At 42.9% G+C, this 19,292-nt stretch carries 14 protein-coding genes and 1 tRNA gene; 7 read left to right on the top strand and 8 right to left on the bottom strand.

The genetic code is table 11. The annotated features are described in order from the left end of the window. Positions 1-21: 21 nt before the first annotated feature. A complete protein-coding gene (locus P253_RS11030) occupies positions 22-1,242 on the top strand; it encodes a glycosyltransferase family protein (RefSeq protein ID WP_016658634.1) in 1,221 nt (406 codons plus the stop codon). On the opposite strand, the gene P253_RS11025 is transcribed toward P253_RS11030, so the two are convergent. Genes P253_RS11025 through P253_RS11015 form a run of 3 tightly spaced genes read right to left on the bottom strand, consistent with a single transcriptional unit; the run spans position 1,235 to position 3,801 of the window. Then, positions 1,235-1,993, bottom strand: a complete 759-nt coding sequence (locus P253_RS11025; RefSeq protein ID WP_016658633.1) for a glycosyltransferase family 25 protein — start codon at positions 1,991-1,993, stop codon at positions 1,235-1,237. The two genes, P253_RS11030 and P253_RS11025, sit on opposite strands and share 8 nt — an antisense overlap. Before the next feature lie 8 nt (positions 1,994-2,001). Continuing rightward, the gene (locus P253_RS11020) at positions 2,002-2,976 is read right to left on the bottom strand and encodes a Stealth CR1 domain-containing protein (RefSeq protein ID WP_016658632.1); all 975 of its coding nucleotides are present in this window, start codon (positions 2,974-2,976) and stop codon (positions 2,002-2,004) included. Between the two features lie 54 nt (positions 2,977-3,030). Next, positions 3,031-3,801: a hypothetical protein gene (locus P253_RS11015; protein WP_016658631.1), complete on the bottom strand. Its 771-nt coding sequence runs from the start codon at positions 3,799-3,801 to the stop codon at positions 3,031-3,033. Positions 3,802-3,963: 162 nt separating this feature from the next. Here P253_RS11015 and P253_RS11010 point away from each other — a divergent pair, with 162 nt between their 5' ends. Beyond that, positions 3,964-5,133 (top strand): nucleotide sugar dehydrogenase, encoded by a 1,170-nt coding sequence (locus P253_RS11010; RefSeq protein WP_016658630.1) that lies wholly within the window; start codon positions 3,964-3,966, stop codon positions 5,131-5,133. A gap of 58 nt (positions 5,134-5,191) precedes the next feature. Here P253_RS11010 and P253_RS11005 read toward each other — a convergent pair whose 3' ends face one another. The 3 genes from P253_RS11005 to P253_RS10995 all read right to left on the bottom strand — a co-directional run bounded on the left by P253_RS11005 (position 5,192) and on the right by P253_RS10995 (position 10,243). Then, on the bottom strand, positions 5,192-6,118 hold the full coding sequence (locus tag P253_RS11005) for a branched-chain amino acid transaminase (RefSeq protein ID WP_005180046.1): 927 nt from the start codon (positions 6,116-6,118) through the stop codon (positions 5,192-5,194). A 24-nt stretch (positions 6,119-6,142) separates the two neighbouring features. Then, positions 6,143-8,893, bottom strand: a complete 2,751-nt coding sequence (gene glnE, locus P253_RS11000; protein ID WP_016658629.1) for a bifunctional [glutamate--ammonia ligase]-adenylyl-L-tyrosine phosphorylase/[glutamate--ammonia-ligase] adenylyltransferase — start codon at positions 8,891-8,893, stop codon at positions 6,143-6,145. Positions 8,894-8,968: 75 nt separating this feature from the next. Next, entirely contained in the window at positions 8,969-10,243 is a 1,275-nt protein-coding gene (locus P253_RS10995; RefSeq protein ID WP_016658628.1) for a GAF domain-containing sensor histidine kinase, read from the bottom strand. A gap of 779 nt (positions 10,244-11,022) precedes the next feature. Here P253_RS10995 and P253_RS10990 point away from each other — a divergent pair. Beyond that, positions 11,023-13,260 (top strand): NADP-dependent isocitrate dehydrogenase, encoded by a 2,238-nt coding sequence (locus P253_RS10990; protein WP_016658627.1) that lies wholly within the window; start codon positions 11,023-11,025, stop codon positions 13,258-13,260. Positions 13,261-13,791: 531 nt separating this feature from the next. Here the strand turns inward: P253_RS10990 and P253_RS10985 are convergent. Beyond that, positions 13,792-13,878 (bottom strand) — tRNA-Leu (locus P253_RS10985). Positions 13,879-14,057: 179 nt separating this feature from the next. Here P253_RS10985 and queA point away from each other — a divergent pair. Genes queA through P253_RS10970 form a run of 3 tightly spaced genes read left to right on the top strand, consistent with a single transcriptional unit; the run spans position 14,058 to position 16,721 of the window. Then, a complete protein-coding gene (gene queA, locus P253_RS10980) occupies positions 14,058-15,095 on the top strand; it encodes a tRNA preQ1(34) S-adenosylmethionine ribosyltransferase-isomerase QueA (protein ID WP_016658626.1) in 1,038 nt (345 codons plus the stop codon). Between the two features lie 11 nt (positions 15,096-15,106). Then, complete coding sequence (locus P253_RS10975) at positions 15,107-16,132, top strand: hypothetical protein (RefSeq protein ID WP_016658625.1); 1,026 nt, start codon at positions 15,107-15,109, stop codon at positions 16,130-16,132. A gap of 22 nt (positions 16,133-16,154) precedes the next feature. Next, a complete protein-coding gene (locus P253_RS10970) occupies positions 16,155-16,721 on the top strand; it encodes a LemA family protein (RefSeq protein ID WP_016658624.1) in 567 nt (188 codons plus the stop codon). A gap of 61 nt (positions 16,722-16,782) precedes the next feature. On the opposite strand, the gene P253_RS10965 is transcribed toward P253_RS10970, so the two are convergent. After that, a complete protein-coding gene (locus P253_RS10965; protein WP_016658623.1) occupies positions 16,783-17,733 on the bottom strand; it encodes a sensor domain-containing diguanylate cyclase in 951 nt (316 codons plus the stop codon). Between the two features lie 366 nt (positions 17,734-18,099). On the opposite strand from P253_RS10965, the gene tgt reads away from it, so the two are divergent. Continuing rightward, positions 18,100-19,230, top strand: a complete 1,131-nt coding sequence (tgt, locus tag P253_RS10960; protein WP_016658622.1) for a tRNA guanosine(34) transglycosylase Tgt — start codon at positions 18,100-18,102, stop codon at positions 19,228-19,230. Positions 19,231-19,292: the final 62 nt, after the last annotated feature.

Here is a 19,292-nt window from a genome sequence, read left to right as displayed (position 1 = left end):
ATTATACTTTTCAGGAAAGCCATGTGCAAACATACTATTGAAATCATTAATGTATCTCCTTGTATAATCCCAGATTCAGAAAATTATAGTAGAACAATTCCAAGACCCGCTCACTTAAGACCAAATGATTATTACGATAAATTTGATTCTAAAACACTTTGTTATGATGTTTTCTTTTCCAATAAGAAGGTTATTATATCCGGACCACCTCTTAATGGACTAGAAAGCTTTATTGAAGAAGCAAACTTTTATTTAGATAATAAAAATTATTCTAAAGAAATAAATACTATAAAATTTGACCGTCTACAAGTTAATTATATCAACCAAGTAGTAACAAAGCCCCAAATATTAACTTGGAATTATAAAAACATTTCATTTAATATAAGTATTAATAACAACTTTCTTGAAAAATTTAAAGATAAAAAAGTCCTTTTCACTCTTTCAAAAAATAATAAATTTGAATGGATAAGTGATTGGATCTTTTTTTATAAAAAATATCATGGTATTGATACTGTTTTATTCTATGACAACAGTTCAGACCATTATACTCTTGAAGAGCTAAAAGATTTTTTAACCAAACAGAATCTCGATGTTGATATATATTTAGTACCTTGGAATTTTAAGTATGGACCGCAGGGCGGCATCTATAGTGGAAAAGAAAAAACTCCTTGGGATTCAGATTATTGCCAATATGGTATGTTTGAGCATGCCAAACACAGGTTTTTGAAATATGCTGCTGGGGTGATTAATGCAGATATAGATGAATTAATTATTACACCTAAAAAAGAATCTATTTTCAAATTATTAGGTCAACATAAAGGTCTAATTTATCCTGGCTTTTGGATTCAATCAATTCCTTTAGATGCTAATGTGTCAACTCGCTTTTTTAATTATGCATATAGAAGTAAAAAAGACCAACATACTGATTATAAGTGGTGTATTAATCCATCAAAACTAGATGATCTAACTCAATGGAAAGTCCATTCTATAAGAAAAGTTTCTTTAAAAAGAATCAAAGGATTATACTATGCTCATTTTAAAGCAATAAACTATAATTGGAAAACACAACGTACCAACAGTGTAGTATTAGACCAATCAGTTCACTATGTTGATCAGAAACTATACTCCCATCTAAATTTAATTTTCCCTAATGATATTCCAAAAGTAAAAATTACTCCTTTCAAAGAGAGTTTCTTAAAAAAATTGTTTTTAAGATTAAATAAAAATGGAAATCCTAATTAGGATTTCCATTTTTATTTATAACCATATTATTAATAGCTATAAATCTTGTTTTCCACGTTCTAATTTGTTTTCTCATACTAAAATATAAACTATTATATTTCTTTTTACTCCGATTTTTATCAATTACACTTTCAAAACCACTTGGTTTTACTAAAGGCTTCCAGATTGAAAGCCCTTTACTATTTCGACTTAGCCAATATTGTAAATAATTATCTATTGGCATAAATATTTCACTACCTTGCTCCAAAAACTCTTGAGCACCTTTTCTTGACCATACAAGGCCAATAGTTCTTATCGGAAAATAGTATACACGTAACAACTCATATCCATTAAAATTATTAAGTTTTTTAAAAAATTTCTTTTTTTTGGGACCAATATTAATAACATTCCAATTTATTTTGTTATTTTTGTCTAAATAACTAATAACTTCATATATTGTTTTTTTATAATCATTTTCTAATACCATATCATCTTCCAATACGATTAAATAATCTGCATCAGATGCCAAAAACTGATGGATACAACCAATATGACTTAAATAGCATCCAATTTCAGCATTTAATAAACTTCTCCCCATTACTTGTTTTGCTTTTTCATCATTATAGTCCTTAAATTCAGTTAACGCCTTACCACGCCCATCAACTGCAGGGAATCTAATGAATTCAACATCTTGAGAGGATAGAATTTCAGTGGCATTTTTTAAACGCTCATCACTTCCTTCTAGATTAATCAGATATGTAACGACTTTCATGACAATATTTAGCTCTTCAATATATTGGGAAGATAATCTGAAAATTTGTATTTCAGTCCTTCTATAATTTTTAGTCTATCAGTACCATTAAACTGATCTAAGCTTTGTATACACCCAAATTTAAAATCAGTATTTACTAACTGCTTACAAAAGGAATCAATTCCTTGACTGTTTTTTAAGTATGCAATTTGAATATCACCTTCTAAGATAGCTTTATCTTGCTGAATAGCAAGGTGATTATTTAAACCTACAGGTAAATACTGATCAAAATCTCTAAATTTATATTGAATTTGGTTATAGAGTATTTCTGTATGATCTTCAAAATACTTTTCTAATAGCTGTTTAGATAAAATATGTGGTCTATGATGTATTTCATAATACTTATTCAAACCCAATATATCCGCACTTAACATTTGAGCAATCGTATACTTGCTCTTAGGTTCTTTTTGAAACTGTTTCTTTAACCAACTTCGATACTGATATTTCATTTTCAAAGTAAAATTAGATTGCCAATGCCCATATATTTTTATTCGATCATTTATTAGGAAATCCTCTATAGCCGAAGGAGCATTAAAGAAGAAATCATCATTCAAATAAAGGAAATAATCAGAAATATTGGGAATATTCCATAACATTGCTTCAATAGATAAAGAGTTAAATGTAGGAAGACACTGCTCATATCCAGAAAACAGACTTGTATGATCTATTACTTGTATCTGATCTTTAGAGCAGAGACCTTGATCTTGAAATGCGGAAAGTGCTAATGGGGCTTGTTGGTCAGTGACAATAAAAATTTTTCCAACGTATGGTACATATTTAAGTATAGATGCAATATTGTAGTAAATCTCATCATTACTCGCAAAGCGTGTATCTTCAACAGAAGAAAGACTATGTTGAGAATTTAGATATTTCTGCCGCTTTATTTTATGTGCTGGATCATTACCATCCACCCAGGCAATTACAATATCAATTTGCTGCTGCATTCACTTCATCACTTAAAAATAGGTACCTGATTGCTTAATTACTACACTGAATAATTATTGCCATGCATCCTTAATCCATTTGGAGGGCAGCACATAACGATACCATTTACCACCACCGCCATTTACTGCATCAGGTGGATTAATCTCACCATGGAAAATAATAATTTTTGCACCTTCCGGCTTGACTGGTGGCTTAAAGAATGCCATCGGAATCTTTTGCAGACAATGATATTTATAGCTTTTACACCAGCTCTCTGGCCAGTAGCTTAATTTTTTCTCCTGATCGACATACCAAGACAAATACGCCTGCTCATTACGGAATTTCTGACGGATCTCATCAAAATGCTCACGGAAATACGGCAATAATCCTGGGAAAGCCCCCAGTTTAAAACGATAGACCGAACTGTTGCCGGTAATTCGCCATGGACGTTTCCAGTCATGAATAATCAGAAAATCACCCGGATGGGTAAAAAATGCATCGATATTGTCGACAATGACCACATCTAAATCCAGAAATAGCGCATTGCCTGTCAAGCCATATAAATCTGGCTCAAACGTCGACAGCTTGTTCCAGCCACGCTCAGGCGCCCCTTCTGGCAAAGCTAAAGGCGGGATCGGGAAACATTCCACTTCCGGATTAATGCCTTCAGTACGGTCAGTCAGGCAGACCATTTTAAAGTCGACTGTGGTATGGCGTTTGACCATATTGTACAAACGGTTAACGTATTCCGAACCGTATTTGGTTCCCCATTTCATGCACAGAACAACATTCTGTTCCTGCATTAAAGAAGATTGAGAGTTCATCTCTGTTTCATGTAAAGCCATGCCGCATGATCCACCTGAGCAATGGCGCCATCATATCACAGAGTTACAAATTAGCAGAATGGCTGCAAAGAAAAGCCACTGCAAAATAACTGTCAGAAAAACGTCATCGAACTTGCACATTCAAAATGCAGATTAGAACTCATCACAGAACAACAATAGATTATGAAAATTAGTATTGTCGGTACCGGCTATGTTGGCCTTTCCAATGCCATGATTTTTGCGCAGCAGCATGAAGTAGTGGCGCTCGATATCATTCCTGAAAAAGTCGAACTGCTGAATTATGGCATTTCTCCCCTGCAAGACCCTGAAATTAGCGAATTCCTGAAAAATAAAGACCTAAATTTTAAAGCCACCCTGCATCAGGCCGATGCCTATCAGGATGCCGATTATGTGATTATCGCCACGCCTACCGATTACGACCCGCAGACCAATTATTTTAATACTGACAGTGTTGAAAGTGTGATAAAGGATGTACTGTCGATTAATCCCTGCACCACCATGATCATCAAATCCACCGTTCCGGTCGGATTTACTGAAAAAATCAAACAGAAATATCGCAGTGGGAATATTATTTTTTCACCGGAGTTTTTACGTGAAGGCAAAGCCCTACACGACAACCTGTATCCCTCACGGATTATTGTCGGAGAACAGTCGGAGCGTGCCCTACTCTTTGCCGATATGCTACTCGAAGGTGCCATCAAAAAAGACTGCCCGGTGCTCTTTACCGGTTCCACCGAAGCCGAAGCGATCAAACTGTTTGCCAACACCTATCTGGCTATGCGCGTGGCCTATTTCAATGAGCTGGACACCTATGCGCAGCTGTTTCAGCTGGATACCCGACAGATTATTGACGGCGTCTGTCTGGATCAGCGGATTGGCAAATATTATAACAACCCGTCCTTTGGCTACGGCGGCTACTGCCTGCCGAAAGACACCAAACAGTTGCTGGCCAACTATCACAATGTACCGAGCAATTTAATTCAGGCCATTGTCGATGCCAATGCCACCCGTAAAGATTTTATTGCCCAGTCCGTCCTGCAACGCAACCCGAAAGTGGTCGGTATTTACCGTCTGGTCATGAAAAGTGGTTCCGATAACTTCAGGACATCGGCCATTCAGGGGGTGATGAAACGCATTAAAGGCCGCGGCGTGGAAGTGGTGATTTACGAGCCGACCTTGCAGGAAGATGAATTCTTTCACTCCAAAGTTATGCAAGATCTAGATGAATTTAAACAATATAGCGATGTGATTGTTGCCAATCGCCAGTCCGATGAACTGGCGGATGTGCTGGAGAAAGTCTATAGCCGCGATATTTTTGGTATGGATGATTAAGAACATTTTCCCAGCCCATAAAAAAGGACTCATCTGAGTCCTTTTTTACAGTTTGCACTTATTTTACGTAAGTTAACCAGTGTGCATATTTCGGGTCTTTGCCCTGCACTGCATCAAAGTAGGCTTTCTGGATTTGCGTAGTGATTGGACCACGGACACCTTCACCAATCTGACGATCATCGTATTCACGAATCGGGGTCACTTCTGCAGCCGTACCCGTAAAGAAGGCTTCATCGGCAATATAGAATTCGTCACGTGTAATACGGCGCTCAACCACGTCATAACCCAAGTCTTTAGCAATGGTAATAATCGATTGACGGGTAATCCCATCCAGCGCACCACCAGCGATATCCGGTGTATGAATCACGCCATCTTTAACCAGGAATACGTTTTCGCCCGAACCTTGACACACATAACCTTGTGGATCCAGCAGCATGGCTTCGTCATAACCTGAATGCGCCACTTCTTGGTGTGCCAGAATCGACAGCGTATAGTTACCAGACGCTTTGGCTTTACACATGGTCACGTTTGGATGATGGTGGGTAAATGATGAGGTTTTTACGCGAATACCCTTCGCCATTGCCTCTTCACCCAGGTAAGCACCCCAGCTCCACGCTGCAACCACGGCATGAATAGTGTTGTCTGTTGCCGCAATACCGAGTTTTTCAGAACCAATAAAGATGATTGGACGTAAATAGCAAGATGCCAGTTTATTTTCACGCACCACATCAATTTGTGCTTGCTCTAAAGTTGCCTGATCAAACGGCACTTTCATTTGATAAATTTTTGCAGAATTTAACAAACGCTTTGTGTGCTCTTTTAGACGGAAAATAGCCGTTCCATTCGGGGTTTCATAGGCACGGACACCTTCAAACACACCCATGCTGTAATGCAGGGTATGGGTCAACACGTGAGTTTTGGCCTCACGCCAGTCAACCAGTTGTCCATCTTGCCAAATAAAACCATCACGATCAGCCAAATTCATGCCATAAACTCCAATTTTTCACAATTATTCACTCTCCAGCGCAAATGCTGCAGCTGGATCAATCAGTCTTTGCCATAACTTGCAAACGGTCATTCGGGTATCGTGCCAGTCGCTTGCAGACACTTGCATGGATTGATTTGCAAGGGCTAAGCGGTGGCTCTCTGCGCGTTCACGGAGATAAGCTTGAATCAGAGCAGTCGCATCGTTGCTGGATAAGCAACCTGTCTTTGCGGCATCCTCAAGGATTCGTACATTGTCGGAGTAATGGGCGAGATCTTTATTCGTCCCACTCCACGCTAACACCGCATACTGTGCCATAAATTCGATATCAACGATACCACCTGCATCCTGTTTTAAATGAAAAATTCCATCTTTTTTTTGCTCATTTGATGAACCGAGATGGTCTTTCATCTTCTGGCGCATTTTCAGCACTTCAGCACGCACATGCGCCTGTTCACGTGGCTGGGTCAGAATCCGGCAGCGTAGTTGCTCGAACTTGTCCCGAAGGCAGCGTTCACCGGCAATACTGCGCGCGCGCACCAGCGCCTGATGCTCCCACAGCCAGGCACTTTTTAGCTGATAATGCTCAAACGCTTTCAGGCTGGTGACCAGTAATCCCGCTTCCCCAGACGGACGTAACCGGGTATCGACTTCATAAACGCGGCCATCTAAAGTTTGGGTGGTCATCAATGACACAAACTTTTGCCCCACCCGCATCGCAAACTCAAAACCGCTGATGGGTTTAAGCCCGTCGGTATCGGCCTGTTCATCCATATAATGAATAAAGACCAGATCCAGATCCGAGCCATAACCGAGTTCAATCCCGCCTACCTTGCCATAACCAATCACGGTAAAAGCAATATGATCCAGCGTACAGCGCTGGCCTTCAGCATCCAGCGGGAAACCATGTTTTTTCGCGGTAATCTGATAAGCCAGATGCAAAGCAGCATTGACTGACACTTCGGCAATATCGGTGAGCGCATCGGAAACTTTCATCAGCGGACTTTCGGCCAGCACATCACTGGCAGCCACTGCCAGTACATTGGATTTTTTAAACAGGCGCAGTACCCGCATCTGGTCTTCGACCTGATCGACCTCAATCCGTAGCAATTGCTGACGCAAGGAATCTTCCAGATCCTGACGTTTCGGCAATTCAAAATCCATCGACAGGAATTCATCCAGCAGCACCGGATAATGGGTCAGCTCTTCACAAATCCACGGACTGACGGTAGCCATTTTCACCAGACGTTGCAGCGCACCTTTGCTTTCAATCAGCATCACCAGATACACGGTACGGCGCATCACCGATTCCACCAGCGGCATCAGTCGCACCAGCGCGACTTGTGGCATATCTGACTGCAACACCGCTTCAACCAGATGCGGCCAGAAGGTTTTCAGGCGCTGCACCGCTTTGGCCGGTAGTTTTTTCAGCGCATGTCCATACCAGAATTCATGTACCAGATTTTTGGCCTGATCATCCAGCACTTCATTCAGGCGCTGTTCCAGCTGGCTAAAACTTTCGACCAGCGGGTCTGGTTCTTTTTCTTTAATTAAATGTTCAAACTGATAGATGACCTTGGCGCGTTTTTCATCCAGAAAAGCCATAAAATCCGGCCAGCTCGCAAAGCCTAAAGTGCTGATCAGACGCTGACGCAATTCTGGCTCGGTCGGTAAGGACTGGGTTTGCTGGTCATTCAGCGCCTGAATCGCATGTTCAACCCGGCGCAGAAATAAATAGGCATCTTCCAGTTCAGCCACGGCTTTGCTGTCTAGCAATTCAGCTTCATCCAGATGATTCAGGCTGACCAGACATTGCCGGTCTTGCAGCTCCAGCTTGGACCCGCCATAAATCAGCTGGAATACCTGCACAATAAATTCGACTTCACGAATCCCGCCAGCACCGAGTTTAATATCATCTTCCAGATGACGGCGCTGCACTTCGCGCTCAATCATGGCCTTCATTTCACGCATGGCTTCAAAGGCGGTGTAATCGACATATTTGCGGAATACGAACGGCCGGGTCATCTCCAGCAGTTCATCCCCTTCTTTACCACCGGTGACAATGCGCGCCTTGATCCAGGCATAGCGCTCCCATTCACGGCCATGCTGGCTTAAGTATTTTTCCAGCGCCACATGACTAATCGCTAGGGCCGAACCATCGCCCCAGGGACGCAAGCGCATATCGACCCGGAACACAAAGCCATCGGCAGTGATATGGTCGAGCAGATAAATCAGTTTCTGTCCCCATAAAATACAGAACTGCTGCACATCAATACATTTACGGCCGTTGGTTTCGCCCTGCTCATCGAAGGCAAAAATCAGGTCAATATCGCTGGATAAATTCAGTTCCTGCGCACCATGTTTACCCATGGCAATTACGATCAGGTCCTGTACTTTACCGTTATAGCCCACCGGCTCGCCATGCTTGGCCACCAAGGGAGCCCGGGCAAAATCTTTTGCTGCTGTTACACAGACATCAGCAAAATCGGACAGTTCACGGGTCAGGGTGACCACATCGGTTAACTGGTTGGCATCTTGCCAGATCCAGCGAAACATCAGCCGGGCACGTAAAATCCGCAGACTACGCATCCACTCGGCTTCATCCTGAATATCCTGCAAGGTTATTTGCACGGTGTGCTGAATCTGCTGGGTGCTTAAAGGGGTTAAAAACCGGTCAACTGCATAATCTTGTTCTAAGAGGGGTTGGTGCTTGGCCAATACCTGTTCTGCATATTGACTGGCACCTAAGGTTTTGCGCAATTGTTCCGTATTCATTCACACACCCAAAGCTGACTATTTTTTCTAGTTATATCAGGAGTCTGGCTAGAGGGGAAAAGAAAATTGCGTTTTCTACATTTTTACTTTTTCGAACTGTATATCTTCCGGCATTAAAGCCTGATGCGCGCTGGTGGCCTGCGGCAAGGTCACAATAAAGGTGGTTCCTTCGCCTTCATTAGATTCCACTACAATTTCACCTTTGTTCAGGTCAACAAAACGCTTACACAGTACCAAGCCCAAACCAGTACCTTTTTCACCGGCTGTACCTTTGCTACTGGCCGTGACCGCAGCCTGGAATAGCTGCTCTATTTGCGACTGGCTCATGCCCAGACCGGTATCCTGAATATAGATGTGCACGCCATCGTCTGCCTGTTCGGCGCGTAAAGTCACCTTGCCAGTACCATCTGTCGGGGTGAATTTTAGCGCATTCGACACCAGGTTCTGGATAACCGAAGTAATCATATTAATGTCGGCATAGACTTTAATATCATCATCAATCTGGTTAATCAGCTGAATATTCTTTTTCGCCGCCAGACTGTTCAGGACATCGCAGACAATTTGCGACGACTGTTGCAGCTTGAAGTTAATTGGATGATAGATAAAGCGGCCGCCTTCTGCCATGGCCCAGTTCAACAAGCTTTCCAGCAGGTTATAGGTCGATTGCGCAGTATCATATAAATAGTCGGCAATATTTTGCACACTGGAATCATCCAGCGTTTCGCGTTCTTGCGCCAGAACTTCGGAAAAACCGAGCAGGCCATGAAACGGCGCTCTCAAGTCATGCGCAATAATCTGGAAAAACTTGGTTTTACTAAAATTCAGCGCGGCCTGCTGCTCATACATTTCTTTTAGTTCAGCATGCTCAGCTTTTAACTCCAGATAATTCACCAGGTTAGTGGCCAGATCACTGAGAATTTCAATCGCCTGTAGCGAAAAAGGCTGCTCGTTCTGGTCGAAAAATAGGATTTGTCCAATTGAACGACCATCGGACATTTTCAGATCAAAGGCCATAAAGCGTTTTGCTTCTACGCCTAAAGAGCCAATACGCTCAACCAGTTGTATATAGTGAGGATGCTCGGTATGAATGCAGTCCTGACCATCAAACAGTTCGACAATCTGGATATGATCGGGTGCAATAAAGGCTTTAAAACAGTCCTGATGGGCATACCATAAATAGGGTTCGCCCTCGAAGGCCAGTGCGGAACGCTCTACCCCTAAAATTTTACGGGCAGATGATAAAAAACGCTCAATCTGATTGGTGGCAGTAAATACCCCCAATAACAGAGACAACCTGCATGCACTCAGCTGTTCAGTTTCTGAACCTATTTCAAGCAACTGCAACTTCATATCTGCCTCATCCGAGATCCATTCTTATAGAATATTTAGGCCATTTTTAAAGCCGATTGCTCAGCCCGGTTAACAAACTTTAACAGAGAATATAACACCAAACCCAAAAGAATAAACCAAACTCCTTCATTAATTTGTAACCTGAAAAAATTTTAAAAAAAGGTATATTTTCATTACATTTATTAAATAAATTCACTACTTTTTGTTTATCTCTTTTTAAACAGCAAGCTATTAACTGATTTTGGTTAAACATAAATTGGCACATTTTTATACACTTTTTTCAGTGTTATGATAGGTATGATTTCTGTAAATTCATCGGATTTTTAAGGGAATTTCCTGGTTAATTTTCACCGGATAATGGGTTTACCACGTTACTTTAGTTTTACATCTTCTGTTCATGTTTTTGGACGATAATATATCCGCCTGATCAGTGAATCGTCATCACATGATCAATCTGTCTTATTGGTATTGAAAAAATCAGGTTAATCATTCAAATCTAATACGCAGATGTGCTGGATGGAATGATCGAGTTTGAAGGAAAAAAGCGGCTCTTTGAGTGTTTTTCTTCCCCAAACAGGCAAGTGTGGATTCAAATCAGGCACAAATATCACGAATTAAAATGCATCATTTTTCAGCGAAATGTCGTTATCACGGATATTACGTTGACTGGAAAGGCTTGAGGGTCGATACTCTCAAGGTTTTACTTAAGCAAACCGGTTCGCAGGGGCTGATTCATCACTTTCACCCCCTCAAAACTCAATCAACGCAAGGGGCTATATATGGCTGGTGGAAAGTCAACCATCATTTACACACTGACTGACGAGGCGCCATTACTGGCGACTTATTCGCTGCTGCCGATTATTGAGACCTTTACTAAGCCGGCCGGCGTAGAGATCGTTAAAAGTGACATCTCCGTGGCCGCACGCGTGCTCGCAGAATTTTCTGACTACCTCACCGACGAGCAAAAGGTCACTGACAACCTCGCAGAGCTAGGTCGTCTTACACAAGATCCAGATACGAACATCATCAAACTTCCAAACATCAGTGCTTCTGTTGCTCAGTTGACTGCATGTATCAAAGAACTTCAGTCTAAAGGCTATGCGGTTCCTGATTACCCTGAAAACCCGACCACTGAGGAAGAAAAGGCAATCAAGACCCGTTATGGCAAATGCCTGGGCTCTGCAGTAAACCCGGTATTACGTGAAGGTAACTCTGACCGTCGCGCACCAACTGCAGTAAAGAACTACGCGAAGAAAAACCCGCACTCAATGAGCGAGTGGAAACAGTGGTCACAAACTCACGTTTCTCACATGGACGAAGGCGACTTCTACCATGGCGAAAAGTCCATGACTTTAGACCGCGCGCGTAACGTGAAAATGGAACTGATCACCAAGTCAGGTGAAACCATTGTTCTGAAGCCAAAAGTTGCGCTGCAAGACGGTGAAATCATCGACTCGATGTTCATGAGCAAAAAAGCGCTTTGCGACTTCTATGAAAAAGAATTGGATGACTGTAAAGAAGCCGGCATCCTGTTCTCTTTACACGTAAAAGCAACCATGATGAAAGTTTCACACCCGATCGTATTCGGTCACTGTGTGAAAATTTACTACAAAGATGCTTTCGAAAAACATGGCAAACTGTTCGACGAGTTAGGCATTAATGTCAATAATGGTATGGCCGGTCTTTACGAGAAGATCGAAACCCTGCCAACTTCTTTACGTGAAGAAATCATCGAAGACTTGCACGCGTGTCAAGAACACCGTCCTGCACTGGCGATGGTGGATTCTGCAAAAGGCATCACTAACTTCCACTCTCCGAACGACGTAATTGTTGACGCATCTATGCCAGCAATGATCCGTTCTGGCGGTAAAATGTGGGGTGCTGACGGCAAGCCTTACGACTGTAAAGCAGTAATGCCAGAATCGACTTTCGCGCGTATTTACCAGGAAATGATCAACTTCTGTAAATGGAATGGTAACTTCGACCCACGTACCATGGGTACTGTGCCTAACGTTGGTCTGATGGCGCAAAAAGCGGAAGAATACGGTTCACACGACAAGACTTTCGAAATTCCTGAAGCGGGTGTTGCCAACATCACGGATCTGGAAACAGGTGAAGTGTTGATGTCTCAAAACGTGGAAGAAGGCGACATCTGGCGTATGTGTCAGGTGAAAGACGCACCAATCCGCGACTGGGTGAAACTGGCTGTTACACGTGCACGTAACTCTGGTATGCCAGCTATCTTCTGGTTAGACCCGTACCGTCCACACGAAAATGAACTGATCAAGAAAGTACAAAAATACCTGAAAGATCACGATACAGACGGTTTAGACATCCAGATCATGTCACAAGTCCGTGCAATGCGTTATACGCTTGAGCGCGTTGCTCGTGGCCTGGATACCATTTCTGTAACCGGTAACATCTTACGTGACTACCTGACTGACCTGTTCCCAATTATGGAACTAGGTACATCTGCGAAAATGCTGTCAATCGTACCGTTAATGGCTGGTGGCGGTATGTACGAAACAGGTGCCGGTGGTTCTGCGCCAAAACACGTACAACAGCTGGTTGAAGAAAACCACTTACGTTGGGATTCTTTAGGTGAGTTCCTGGCACTGGCGGTATCTCTAGAAGAGCTTGGCATTAAAGAAGACAACACGAAAGCGAAACTTCTGGCGAAGACTTTAGATGCTGCAACAGGCAAACTGCTGGACAACGACAAGTCTCCATCACGTCGTACTGGCGAGCTGGACAACCGTGGCAGCCACTTCTACCTGGCAAAATTCTGGGCAGAAGAACTTGCTGCACAAGACGAAGATGCTGAACTGAAAGCGAAATTTGCTCCACTTGCACAAGCTTTAGCTGCAAATGAAGAGAAAATCGTGGCTGAACTTGCAGAAGTTCAAGGTAAGTCAGTAGATATCGGCGGTTACTACGCGGTAGATCAAGCGAAAGTGAATGCCGTGATGCGTCCAAGCAAAACCTTGAATGCAACGCTGGCTTCATTACAAGCTTAAATTGAATTTGACTGACCTTTGTTAGTCAGCTCATAAAAAACCGGTGTTAAGGCGCCGGTTTTTTTATCTCACTACTCATTACAAGCTGAACCAATACCTATTTTCCCTCTTTAAATATTTCATGCGTACGTACGTGAACTCATTGGTATTCAATAACCTACAATAGAAATTACAATTTTAAATTATGCTTATTACTCGTTTTGAACAAGCACCTGTTATATGCAAAAAATTGAAATTAATATTGGCAAAAGCAAACAAGTATCTGTCACCATGGACTACGCAGAATATCTTCAACTAAAAGAGGACTCACATCAAACAGGGAAAACACATCGACAAATTTTCCTAGAGTCTTACCGGCTATGGAGGAAACTTAAAATATGCAATCAGGATTGATCAAAATACTCGATTAGTCATTTATTTTTTGATTGTAAATACAGTATCGAATAACAAAGCGATATGAGATAGCTATCCATAAATTTGAGGCAATAAAAAACCCCAAGTCTGAATATGCTTGGGGTTCTTTAAAATCTGTGGTCCCGAGGGTCGGACTCGAACCGACACGTCATCTCTGACAGCGGATTTTGAGTCCGCCGCGTCTACCAATTTCACCACCTCGGGAAGGTGTTGATGCGTATAATAAACTGTTTCACCCGCTTGTCAACGCTCGCCTCCCATATTTGTTTAAAAATAAATCAACCCGATTTTTTTTGTCTTATAATTAGGCAATTTCAGCGATAAAACCAAAAAACGCATATACTACGCCCAATCCTGTTATTGTTTTGCGCATTTATTTAACCATGCAACTTTCTGATTTTAATTTCGATCTCCCTGATGAACTGATTGCCCGTTACCCGCTGGAACAGCGCAGCGCCTCACGCCTGCTGCATGTCAATGCCGAAGGTCAGTATCAAGACCATCAATTTACCGATCTTGTCGATTTACTTGAAGCTGGTGATGTGCTGGTCTTAAATGACACCAAAGTCATGAAAGCCCGCCTGAAAGGTAAACGTGCTACCGGTGGCGCTGTGGAAGTGCTGGTTGAACGTATGCAAGATCAGTTTATTGCGCATTGCCATATTAAAGCCAGCAATTCACCAAAAGCTGGTGCTGAACTCTTCATTGGTCCAGATGAAGTGAAAGTCACGGTACAAGGCCGGCATGAGAACCTGTTTATTGTCGAGTTTTCCCAGCCCATTCTAGAGGTGCTGGATCGCTACGGTGCCCTGCCTATTCCACCGTACTTTAACCGTGAAGCAGAAGCGATTGATACCGAACGCTATCAAACCGTATTTAATGATCCGACCAAACTGGCCAGTGTTGCCGCCCCGACTGCCAGCCTGCATTTTGATGCCGAACTGCTGGCCAAACTTGAAGCCAAAGGTATTCAAAAAACCTTTGTAACCTTGCACGTCGGTGCCGGAACCTTCCTGCCGGTACGCACCACTGATATTGAAAACCATATCATGCACAGCGAATGGTGTGATGTGCCAACCGCCGCTGTGGAGATGATCCAGCAGGCCAAAGCACGTGGCAATAAAGTCATTTCAGTTGGCACCACGGCCACCCGTGCAGTCGAAAGTGCAGCACAGGCACACGGTGGCACACTGGCCGCCTGGACCGGTGATACCCAGATTTTCATTTATCCGGGCTATAAATTTAAAGTGGTAGACCGTCTAATCACCAACTTCCACCTGCCTGAATCAACCCTGCTGATGCTGGTGTCAGCCCTGTCGAGTCGTGAAAATATCATGCGTGCCTATCAACATGCGGTGGCTCAGCGTTACCGCTTTTTCAGTTATGGCGATGCCATGCTGATTGATCAGGCCCACAGCTAGAGCACTGTCCCATGCCAATCGAGAATATTCAGCACAGCATTCATATTCGCCGCAAGAAGAATCAGCTGGTGTGGAATAATCTCGCCCAGCTCTGGGAAATTGGTGCACAAGCCAAATCCCAGCAGGAACTGCTTGACCGGCTGCATCCCTGGAATGCCCCGATCAGCCTGCGTTTTGAAAACAAGCTGCCAATTTTGCTTGGCATCATCGGCCTGATACTGATCCTGCTGTTCTGGCTGGCCCCGGCGCACTGGGCCTTGCAGCTGTGTCTGCTGCTGGGAGGCCTTTTGATCTTTGGTGCGTTTCTCTGTTATGAATCCAGCCGCCCAATCACCAATGCCATTCAGGAACTGGAGCAACAGGCACTGGCGCTCAAGTATCAGTTGGCCTTTAACAGCATTCCCCGGCATGAACAGATCATCTTCCAGCCGGTCCGTTTTATTGCGCAAATCAAACAGCTGTTTCCGCTGTTCCAGCAAGGCAACCTCAGCAATGACATTCGCCGCTATGCTCTGACCCACTGGCAGGATGAACAGGGCCAGACCCATCAGGTGATGCTGTTTGAATATCGCTATGTCTCTGAAATTCAGGTCCAAGACCAGAATGGCAACAAAATGCGGCTCAAAGAAATTGAAAAATTCCTGTGGGGTGCCATTGTCTTTGGGGTCGAGTTACAGGGACTGGCGCTCAGCTCGCAGCGTAAAAGCTTTGCTTACCCCTATACCCAGCCGTGGCATACCAGTGATATTCAGATTAACCGGCAGTTAAACATCTATGGCACCGATACCCACCAGATGGCCCGGCAGCTGACCCCGGCGGTGGTGCTGAAACTGGCCAATTTCCTGAATGTGCAGCCCGGCGATCTGCTGTTTCATCCTGAACAGAAAATCCTGTGCTATGTAGGTAGCCAAAATCTGTTTCAGACCAGCAGCAACTATAAAACCATTCAGGATATTTCGGCTTTACGTGGACATCTGCGTACATTTAAATTACCGTATCTAGAACAATTACAACGCCATTTGCTACAGCTTTTATAAATTTGGACGTGGGGAGATTTCTATGGGATTGATGATTTTTCTGGCTATCATTCTGGCCGTGCTGATCATCGGGATTCTGATTCGCAACAATATCGTACGCCACCACAACGCTACTATCCGCGCTTGGGCAGATGTAACCAGTTTTGAACGACAGAAATTAAAAACACTCGAAGAACTTGCGCCAGTAGTCGAACAATATGCAGGCATGGAAAAAAGCACTTTAGAAAAAGTGACTGAACTGCGCCAAAATATTATGAACCTAAACATCAACAATGCCGATGTTAATCAATTACAACGTGTTGAAGCATTAAGCAAAGAATTGATGCGCAGCTTGAATGTGGTGGTCGAAAATTATCCTGAGCTTAAAGCCGATCAACTGTATTTAAAAATGATGCATGAAATTGATGAGCAGAATGAAAATGTCGGTGCTGCAATTACCATTTATAACCGCAATGTCGAGCTATTTAATAATTATATTCAGGTCTTTCCCAACAACATAATCAATACTGCAACCACAGCCAAAAAACCAGTGCGCGCTTTTCGTGACAACAGCGCAGCGCAAAGTTTTGATTATCGTCCAAATTTTTAAGTTATTTTTGATATGTCAATAAAACAACAGGCACGAAGCTTGCTGTTTTTTCAGATTTCAACTAAACACATGACTGTGTCAGATACTGCACCTGATTACGCCCTTTATTTTTTGCCAAATACAATAATTCATCGGCTGAATGCAGAAAATCGACCACATTGTGATACTGCTGATTTTGATCATAGCTATTTACACCAATACTCACCGTGACTTGGGTCGTTTCCCCAGTCTTGGTATGTGGAATTTCTAGCGCATATACTGCCTGCCTAAAGTTTTCAGCAAGTTGTACAGCATCTGCCAATGGTGTTTCGGGCAACAGCACCACAAATTCTTCGCCACCAAAGCGAGCCACAAAGTCAGATGCACGCGCAAAATGTTGTTTAAGCAACTGCGCCACACTAATCAAACAATGATCACCCTGTAAATGTCCATAATTGTCGTTATAAGGCTTGAAATGATCGATGTCGATAAACAAGAGAGACAATGCATGTTGATGACGCACAGCACGTTTAAATTCGTTTTCTATACGCTCACTGAGCGCCTTTCGATTGGCAACCAAGGTCAGCGGGTCTTGTAAGCTCAAAGCCAGATTTTTGCGACTCAATGCGTCGAGTTCCAACTCCATTTGTTTACGCGCAGAAATATCAAACATAAACCCAATAATCGCCACAGTTTCGTTATTTTCACGAATCACATGCACCACATCACGAATCCAGACATAATCTCCTGTAGCGGTTAAGGCACGATAATCCGCTTCGTGGTCTGTGCCTTGATCGGACAGACTCACACACATATTCACGGTCTTGTCCCGATCTTCAGGATGCATCCGATCAATCCAATCTTGTGCAGTTTTCCAGCTGTCTTGCGTCCAACCCAGTAAAGACTCAATTTGTGGGCCAATATAGCTAAAAGCTTTGGTTTTCCAGTTAATCTGCCATGGAATTGCATTCGTGGTTTCCAAAAGCGTTTTATAGAATTGGTCTTCTTTTAGTGCACTGTTTAATTCACTCATAGCCCACCTCTATGAATTGATTTTAATTACAATTTAACAACTTAAGTGAGCTTTGACTACAATTTTTTTGATCTTATTGACAGTCCTTCAGCTTTGATATCATCATGCAATTGAACAAAATATAAATAAAAGTTACTCAAACATAAAATCCAAAAACAAAAAGTAAGCCGATAAAGAAGAAATTACCCAGCGTATTCAGCAATTTTCCACCACGTAAGCACAATGGATTTGAGCAAAATATTCACTCTCAATTTTTACCAAGGAAAACGTATCTCAACTGGCAATTCTGTGCATAATCTAGGAAAATAGTGCACTTTTAGCATGAACAATCAGCGAACTGTTTTTTCGCCTTGATTTGGAACATATATGAAGTTTGAGAAATTAGGTCAGTCGGGGCGTGCCCGTCGTGGTCGTTTAACTCTTGAACATGGTGTGGTGGAAACCCCTGTGTTTATGCCTGTCGGCACCTATGGCACCGTTAAAGGCATGCTCCCGCGTGATATTGAAGACATTCAAGCACAAATTATTTTAGGCAACACCTTCCATCTGTATTTGCGTCCAGGTCTGGATGTCATTAAAGAACATGGTGGCCTGCACGAATTCATGAAATGGGACAAGCCGATTCTGACCGATTCTGGCGGTTTCCAGGTCTTTAGTCTGGGTGCCATGCGCAAGATTAAAGAAGAAGGCGTTACTTTCCGTTCACCAATTGACGGCTCAAAGGTTTTTCTTTCGCCTGAAATCTCGATGGAAATTCAAAAAACTTTGAACTCTGATATCGTAATGATTTTTGACGAATGTACGCCTTATCCTGCAACGCATGAAGAGGCACAAAAATCGTTGCAATTATCTTTACGCTGGGCAAAACGCTGTAAAACCCATCACCATGATGAACTACAAAATAGCAACGCGCTGTTTGGAATTATTCAAGGTGGTATGTATGAAGATTTACGTGATGAATCTTTAAAGGGCTTACTTGAAATTGGTTTTGATGGTTATGCGATTGGTGGTCTTTCGGTAGGTGAACCGAAAGAAGAAATGATCAAGGTACTGGATTATCTGCCGAACAAAATGCCGGAAGATAAACCGCGTTACCTGATGGGTGTCGGCAAACCGGAAGATATTGTGGAAGGTATTCGCCGCGGGGTGGATATGTTTGACTGCGTAATGCCGACCCGTAATGCCCGCAATGGTCATTATTTCGTGACCGATGGTCTGGTACGGATTCGCAACAGCAAATACCGTCACGACCAGAGCCCGCTCGATCCGCACTGTGACTGCTATACCTGCAAGAACTTTACCCGCGCCTACCTGTTCCATCTGGAAAAATGTGGCGAGATGCTTGGTTCAATGCTCGGTACCATCCATAACCTGCGCTATTACCAACGCTTTACCCAAGATATCCGTAATGCCTTGGACAATGACACTTTTGATGACTTTGTACAGGACTTTTATGCCCGTCGCGGTCTGGATGTGCCGCCTTGTCCGCAAGATTAATCTTTTCAGTATTTGCGCTGAAGAAAAAGACAGGGTAAATTGCAGAACAAGTCAATTTATTA

The organism is Acinetobacter indicus CIP 110367, assembly GCF_000488255.1.
GTDB classification, from domain to species: domain Bacteria; phylum Pseudomonadota; class Gammaproteobacteria; order Pseudomonadales; family Moraxellaceae; genus Acinetobacter; species Acinetobacter indicus.
This window is presented reverse-complemented; position numbering and strand designations above follow the sequence as displayed.

What these genes read in the sequence shown, in the direction of transcription:
- P253_RS10975 (WP_016658625.1), top strand. Translation starts at nt 15,107, where the DNA reads ATGCCAATCGAGAATATTCAGCACAGCATTCATATTCGCCGCAAGAAG.
- queA (WP_016658626.1), top strand. Translation starts at nt 14,058, where the DNA reads ATGCAACTTTCTGATTTTAATTTCGATCTCCCTGATGAACTGATTGCC.
- P253_RS10970 (WP_016658624.1), top strand. Translation starts at nt 16,155, where the DNA reads ATGGGATTGATGATTTTTCTGGCTATCATTCTGGCCGTGCTGATCATC.
- glnE (WP_016658629.1), bottom strand. Translation starts at nt 8,893, where the DNA reads ATGAATACGGAACAATTGCGCAAAACCTTAGGTGCCAGTCAATATGCA.
- P253_RS10990 (WP_016658627.1), top strand. Translation starts at nt 11,023, where the DNA reads ATGGCTGGTGGAAAGTCAACCATCATTTACACACTGACTGACGAGGCG.
- P253_RS10965 (WP_016658623.1), bottom strand. Translation starts at nt 17,733, where the DNA reads ATGAGTGAATTAAACAGTGCACTAAAAGAAGACCAATTCTATAAAACG.
- P253_RS10995 (WP_016658628.1), bottom strand. Translation starts at nt 10,243, where the DNA reads ATGAAGTTGCAGTTGCTTGAAATAGGTTCAGAAACTGAACAGCTGAGT.
- P253_RS11015 (WP_016658631.1), bottom strand. Translation starts at nt 3,801, where the DNA reads ATGGCTTTACATGAAACAGAGATGAACTCTCAATCTTCTTTAATGCAG.
- tgt (WP_016658622.1), top strand. Translation starts at nt 18,100, where the DNA reads ATGAAGTTTGAGAAATTAGGTCAGTCGGGGCGTGCCCGTCGTGGTCGT.
- P253_RS11020 (WP_016658632.1), bottom strand. Translation starts at nt 2,976, where the DNA reads ATGCAGCAGCAAATTGATATTGTAATTGCCTGGGTGGATGGTAATGAT.
- P253_RS11010 (WP_016658630.1), top strand. Translation starts at nt 3,964, where the DNA reads ATGAAAATTAGTATTGTCGGTACCGGCTATGTTGGCCTTTCCAATGCC.
- P253_RS11030 (WP_016658634.1), top strand. Translation starts at nt 22, where the DNA reads ATGTGCAAACATACTATTGAAATCATTAATGTATCTCCTTGTATAATC.
- P253_RS11005 (WP_005180046.1), bottom strand. Translation starts at nt 6,118, where the DNA reads ATGAATTTGGCTGATCGTGATGGTTTTATTTGGCAAGATGGACAACTG.
- P253_RS11025 (WP_016658633.1), bottom strand. Translation starts at nt 1,993, where the DNA reads ATGAAAGTCGTTACATATCTGATTAATCTAGAAGGAAGTGATGAGCGT.